We start from the raw sequence: 6,618 nt of genomic DNA on the forward strand, positions 1-6,618 counted from the left end.
CCCCCGGATGCCCCGTATCCCCCGCGACCACCCGGAACTGCGCGCCGTCGGCGTCCCGCAGCGTCGCCCAGGGCGGCTGGGCCGAGAGGTCCTGGTCGACCACATGCCCGCCGTACTCGGCCGTGGCCCGCACACACGCCTCGACGTCCGCGACGGTGAAGTGGACCTGCCAGTGCGGGCGGACGCCGGGATCGGGGTCCGCCTCCACGGCACCCGAACTGAGCCGCGCCGTGGGGCGGCCCGCGCTGTAGACCACCACCTCTTCCTGCTGGTACTGCACCTCGCAGCACTCGGGCCGCCCGCACGCCCAGTCCAGGACCTCGCCGTAGAAGATGGCGGCGTCGAACGCGTCGCGGGTGCGCAGCCGCAGCCAGGCGGGCGCCGAGTGCATCTCGCTGCGCCAGCTGGTGAGGATCTCGCCCTCCCAGATGCCGAAGACGGCACCGTCGCGGTCGGAGAGCAGAGCCGCGCGCCCGTTGGGGAAGGGGATCGGCCCCACCGCGGTGGTGCCCCCGCGCTCCCGGACCCGGCTCACCGTGTCGTCCGCGCTCAGCACCGCGAAGTAGGGGGTCCAGGCCGCCGCGATCTGGAGGGACGACGCGATGGCGCCGACCCCGGCGACCGGGTCGCCGTGGGCGGTGGCGACGGAGAACTGCTCGCCGAGCTTGGCCGGCCGGAACTCCCAGCCCATCACGGCACCGTAGAAACTCTGTGCGGTGGTGAGGTCCCGTGCCGTCAGGCTGACCCAGCACGGGGCCCCGACCGCCGACTCGCTCAGCGCCGACCCGGTCCTGGTACCCCGGGCCCTCCCGCCCGCGCCGGTCGTCGCGTCCGGGCCCGGAGGCATCCTGTTGTCGTGGTGCATGTGCAACCCGTCCTGGAAATCGAGGCGCCCTGAAAAACCAGTCTGGCACCTGTGCTTTCGGGTTCAGCGGGAGGCTCGGCGCCCTGCCGCCCTCCAGTGTGGGCAAGAGGGCGGGCGCCGCGCCACTCGGCCGGTGGCTCACCGCTTCGGGCGCCCCGCCCTCTTCGTGCGGCTCCCGGCCAGACAGGGCCGGGAGAGCAGCAGCAGGCTGTGCGCCTGGAGGCCGACCACGCCGTCCGCCTTGTGCTCGATCTCGTCCGAAAGGCCCAACGGGTCCGAGGTGTCGATGCGCGCCGTCCAGCGTTCCCCGTACGAGACGCCCGGCAGCCGGAAGGTGACCGGTTCCCGGTGGCTGTTCAGCAGGAGCAGGAAGGAGTCGTCCACCACGGGTCTGCCGCGGGCGTCCGGCTCCGCGATCGCGTCGCCGTTGAGGAAGACGGTGACGGCGTGCGCGTCGGGCCGCTGCCAGTCGCCCTCCGTCATCTCCCTCGCGTCGGGCCGCAGCCACACCAGGTCCGGCAGCGGCTGGCCCTCGTGCGTCGCGGTCTCCCCGCGGAAGAACCGGCGCCGCCGCAGGACCGGGTGCGCGGCGCGCAGCGCGATGGCCCGCCGGGTGAAGTCGACCAGGTCACGCTGTTCGTCGTCGAGGTCCCAGTCGATCCAGGAGATCTCGTTGTCCTGGCAGTAGGCGTTGTTGTTGCCGTGCTGGGTGCGGCCCAGCTCATCGCCGTGGGCGAGCATCGGGATGCCCTGCGAGAGCATGAGGGTGGCCAGGAAGTTGCGCTGCTGGCGCGCGCGCAGCTCCAGGATGCCCTCGTCGGTGGTGGGGCCCTCTACGCCGCAGTTCCACGAGCGGTTGGCGCTCTCGCCGTCGCGGTTGTCCTCGCCGTTGTCCTCATTGTGCTTGTCGTTGTACGAGACCAGGTCGCGCAGCGTGAAGCCGTCGTGCGCGGTCACGAAGTTGACGCTGGCGCGGGGGCGGCGGCGATCGCGCTGGTAGAGGTCGGAGGAGCCGGTCAGACGCGAGGCGAACTCCGCGAGCGAGTGGTCCTCGCCGCGCCAGAAGTCACGTACCGAATCCCGGTACTTGCCGTTCCACTCCGACCACAGGGGCGGGAAGTTGCCGACCTGATAGCCCCCCTCGCCGACGTCCCACGGCTCGGCGATGAGCTTGACGCGGCCCACCACCGGATCCTGCTGGACCATGTCGAAGAAGGCCGAGAGCCGGTCCACGTCGTGGAACTGGCGGGCGAGCGTGGCGGCCAGGTCGAAGCGGAAGCCGTCGACGTGCATCTCGGTGACCCAGTACCGCAGCGAGTCCATGACCAGCTGCAGGACGTTGGGGTGCCGCATCAGCAGGCTGTTGCCGGTGCCGGTGGTGTCGAAGTAGTGCGCCGGGTCGCCCTCCGCCAGGCGGTAGTACGAGGCGTTGTCGATGCCGCGGAAGGCGAGGGTCGGGCCGTTCTCGTTGCCCTCCGCGGTGTGGTTGTAGACCACGTCGAGGATCACTTCGAGCCCGGCCGCGTGGAGCTTCTTCACCATCGACTTGAACTCGGTGACCTGCTGGCCGCGGGAGCCACGCGCCGCGTAGGCGTTGTGCGGGGCGAAGAAGCCGATGGAGGTGTACCCCCAGTAGTTGGACAGGCCGCGGTCGAGCAGGAAGCCGTCCTGCACGTACTGGTGGACCGGCATCAGCTCGACGGCGGTCACCCCCAGCGCGACGAGATGGTCGATGACCGCCTCCGTCGCGAGGCCCGCGTAGGTGCCCCGCAGCTCCTCGGGGACCCCGGGGTGCGTACGGGTCAGGCCGCGTACGTGCGTCTCGTAGATCACGGTCTCGGCGTAGGGCCGCCGCAGCGGGCGGTCACCCTCCCAGGGGAAGGACGGATCGGTCACCACCGAGAGCAGGGTGTGGCCGGCGCTGTCGGCCGGCTCGGGACCGTCGGCCGACCGCTCGTAGAGGGACGCGTCGTTGTCCACCTGCCCCTCGAACGCCTTGGCGTACGGGTCCAGGAGCAGCTTCGCCGGATTGCACCGGTGGCCCGTCGCCGGTTCCCAGGGGCCGTGCACGCGGTAGCCGTAGCGCTGGCCGGGGCCGACGCCGGGCAGATAGCAGTGCCAGATGAAGCCGTCGACCTCGGGAAGCGTGACGTTCCGGTGAGAGCCGTCCTCGGCGACGAGGACGAGGTCGACCCGGTCGGCGGCCTCGCTGAACAGGGCGAAGTTGGTGCCTTCGCCGTCGTAGGTGGAGCCCAGGGGGAACGGGCGTCCGGTCCAGGTGCGCACGCTGCTGCCTCCAGAAGGATGAGCGTGGTCTCGGTCTGTCCGCGGCGCCCGAGGCGTCTTGCGAGACACAGGCGGGCCGCGGCTTCCCCAGCGGGGTCGCCGCGGCCGGCCGTGGCGTGCTGCCGCGTGAGCACGACGCTCACATGGCGGCCGCCGGGTGCGGCTCGGGGGACGACGCTGCGGGACGCTCCACCATCCTCTGCCAAGACGCGTCGGCGCGCTGGGTGTGGGCGCCCGGGGCGGCACCGACGACGACCGGTTCCTCCTCCGCGGGGGTCGCCAGCGCGGCGACCGGCACCTCCCGCGGCAGCGGGCGCGCCACCCGCAGCGCGGGCGCGGGCGTGGTGGGGGCCAGCGGGGCGCGTTCGGGGCACCGCGCGCGGTGCGAGAACCAGATGATCTTGCCGTTGGTTCCCGGGTAGTTGCCCCAGCCGTCGCTCAGCGCGGCGATCTGCGCGAGATAGCCCTGCGGTCCGTAGTGCGGGTCCGGCAGATCGCGTTCGTTGTCCGACACGGCGGTGATGAGGTGCTGTCCGCTCCACCACATCTCCACCACGGCGTTCTTGTCCGTTCCGTGTTCCTCGACCGCCCGGAGCAGCACACCGGCGCAGTGGCACACGGGTTCGACGAGAATCCCCAGACCCCAGTGCCGGAGATGTGCGGCCAGAATGCGCCTGACCTGATCGATCCTCTCCGGGCTGATCTCCACCTCAAGGTGGTAGTAACAGGGGATTGCAGTCTTCATCGCGCTTGGCTCCTCTCAGCGAAGCCCCGGTTTCATCGGCTCTGTGAGCCGAGCCCCGAGCACGAAGCGTGAACACTGATCGCTTCTGAGTCAGTCTCAGGGTGAGAGCACTGCTCCATTCGTGCAACACGAGCAGGTCAGAGCCGGTCGTTGAAGATCCAACAGGACGCTGCGTGGTCACGCGTGCACCATGGGTGGGAAGTCAGGTGTGCCGTGCGCACCTCCGGAGAACGAGAAGGTGACCGGCGTGCTGCTGTTGCCTACGAAGGCCGAGGTCGCACGGCATCTGGACCAATACCGGGCGTGGGAGCGCTTGTTGCTCGCGGACCCGGCCGACCGCACCGTGCGGATGCACTTCGAGAACACCGCGTACACGCTGTGCGTACTGATGGGTGAGTGCACGGCTCGGGTCGCCGCCGACGCGGCCGAGCACTACCTGGGTCTGCGGCCGGTGCGCCGTCAGCAGGCGTCCGGCACCCGGGCGTCCACGCGGCGCGGCTGTGGTGCGCGCCCCGTGCGCCCGAGCGTGGCAGAGGAGATATCGATGACCCGAGCGTCGCAGTCGAGCCCGGCCGCGTCGGTGACGTCGTCGGAGCCGACGACGTCACCGGAGCAGCGGGGCCCGGCCTCCCTCACCGTGCCCGTCCTCGATGTCCGCCCCGTGCTCGACTGCGGCCGCCGCCCGGTGAAGGCGGTCCCCGGCGAGACCTTCCAGGTCACCGCCACGGTCTTCGGCGAGGGCCACGCGCCGGTCGGCGCCCATGTCGTCCTGCTCGGCCCCGACGGCCGGACCGGCCCCTGGACCCCCATGCGCGAGCTGTCCCCGGGCAGCGACCGCTGGGGCGCGGAGGTGACACCGGACGCGGAGGGCCGCTGGACGTACGCCGTGGAGGCGTGGGCGGACCCGGTGACCGGGTGGCGCCGCACGGCCGAGGTCAAGATCCCGGCCGGTCTCGACACCGAGGTGACGCTCGAGGAAGGAGCGCTGCTGTACGAGCGTGCCGCCGCCGGAGTCCCGGACGGCGCCGGACGCCGGACGCTCCGGGCGGCCGCGGACGCGCTGCGCGACGAACTGCGCCCGCCGGCCGGCCGTCTCGCGGCGGCCCTTTCCCCGGAGGCGGACGCCGTGCTCGCGCGCCACCCCCTGCGCGAACGGGTCACCCGCTCGCACGCCCTGCCGCTGCTCGTGGAGCGGCGGCGGGCTCTGTTCGGCTCCTGGTACGAGTTCTTCCCGCGCTCGGAGGGCGCTGTCGTGCGGGAGGGGGCCCCGCCGGTGTCGGGGACGTTCCGCACGGCGGCCGAGCGGCTGCCCGCGATCGCGGACATGGGCTTCGACGTGGTCTATCTGCCCCCGATTCACCCGATCGGTTCCACCTTCCGCAAAGGCCCCGACAATTCGCTCTCCTCGGGACCGCAGGATGTCGGCGTGCCCTGGGCGATCGGCTCGCCCGAAGGCGGCCATGACGCCATCCACGCCGACCTCGGGACCCTGGAGGATTTCCGCGCTTTCGTGCGGCGGGCGGGGGAGCTGAACCTTGAAGTGGCACTGGACTTCGCGTTGCAGTGCTCGCCGGATCATCCGTGGGTGGAGAAGCATCCGGAGTGGTTCCGGCACCGGGCGGACGGTTCCATCGCGTACGCGGAGAACCCGCCGAAGAAGTACCAGGACATCTATCCGCTCGCCTTCGAGGAGGATTTTCCGGGGCTGGTCGAGGAGACGGTGCGGCTGCTGCGGTTCTGGATGGGGCACGGGGTGCGGATCTTCCGCGTCGACAATCCGCATACCAAGCCGGTCGTGTTCTGGGAGGAGGTGATCGCCCGGATCAACGGCACCGACCCGGACGTCATCTTCCTCGCCGAGGCCTTCACCCGCCCCGCCGTCGTGCGGGCGCTGGCGCAGGCCGGATTCCAGCAGTCGTACACGTACTTCACCTGGCGCAACACCAAGCCGGAACTGACGGAATGCCTGACCGATCTCTCCGTCGCGACGGCCGACTATCTGCGCCCCAACCTCTTCGTGAACACGCCCGACATCCTGTCCGGATACCTCCAGGACGGCGGCCGCCCCGCCTTCGAGGTGCGCGCGGTGCTGGCTGCCACGCTCTCCCCGAGCTGGGGTGTCTACAGCGGCTTCGAGCTGTGCGAGAACACCCCGTCCGGTCCGGACAGCGAGGAGTACCTGCACTCGGAGAAGTACGAACTGCGCCCGCGCGACTGGGCGGCGGCCGAGCGCGAGGGCCGCACCATCGCCCCCCTCATCACCACCCTCAACACCATCCGGCGACGCCACCGCGCCCTGCACCAGCTGCGGAACCTCCGTTTCCACCACGCCGACAACGACGCGCTCATCGTCTACAGCAAACGCGAGGGCCACGACCTGGTCGTGGTGGTCGCCAACCTCGACCCTCACCACACCCAGGAGGGCACGGTCTGCCTCGACATGCCGCACCTCGGCCTCGGCCGGCACGAAACGGTGCCGGTGTACGACGAGTTGAGCGGCGAGACCTACCAGTGGGGCAGCTCCAACTACGTGCGTCTCGGCCCGGGCGGCGCCCATGTGCTCGTCCGGCCGGAGCCGGGGGAGCCGGGGGAGAACGGAGGGTCACCCACATCATGATCGTCAATGAGCCCGTCCAGGACACCTTCGAGGACACGCCCACCAAGGACCGGCATCCCGACTGGTTCAAACGTGCCGTGTTCTACGAAGTACTCGTGCGCTCCT

General features: G+C 70.9%; 4 protein-coding genes. 1 reads left to right on the forward strand and 3 read right to left on the reverse strand.

The annotated features are described in order from the left end of the window. From GKQ77_RS24515 to GKQ77_RS24525, 3 genes are all read right to left on the reverse strand, one after another. Positions 1-865, reverse strand: an 865-nt coding sequence (locus GKQ77_RS24515) for a VOC family protein (RefSeq protein ID WP_219691102.1), incomplete at its 3' end; no start/stop codon positions are given. 138 nt (positions 866-1,003) lie between these two features. Further along, positions 1,004-3,151, reverse strand: coding sequence for a glycogen debranching protein GlgX (glgX, locus tag GKQ77_RS24520; protein WP_219691103.1), 2,148 nt, complete (start codon positions 3,149-3,151; stop codon positions 1,004-1,006). Between the two features lie 139 nt (positions 3,152-3,290). Further along, positions 3,291-3,896 carry a pep a2 gene (locus tag GKQ77_RS24525; protein WP_258021886.1) on the reverse strand — a complete coding sequence of 202 codons (606 nt, stop codon included), beginning with the start codon at positions 3,894-3,896 and terminating at the stop codon, positions 3,291-3,293. A 247-nt stretch (positions 3,897-4,143) separates the two neighbouring features. Here GKQ77_RS24525 and GKQ77_RS24530 point away from each other — a divergent pair, with 247 nt between their 5' ends. Beyond that, positions 4,144-6,513 carry a maltotransferase domain-containing protein gene (locus tag GKQ77_RS24530; protein ID WP_219691104.1) on the forward strand — a complete coding sequence of 790 codons (2,370 nt, stop codon included), beginning with the start codon at positions 4,144-4,146 and terminating at the stop codon, positions 6,511-6,513. Positions 6,514-6,618: the final 105 nt, after the last annotated feature.

Origin of the sequence: Streptomyces anatolicus, assembly GCF_019400875.1 — a bacterium.
Classification (GTDB): domain Bacteria; phylum Actinomycetota; class Actinomycetes; order Streptomycetales; family Streptomycetaceae; genus Streptomyces; species Streptomyces anatolicus.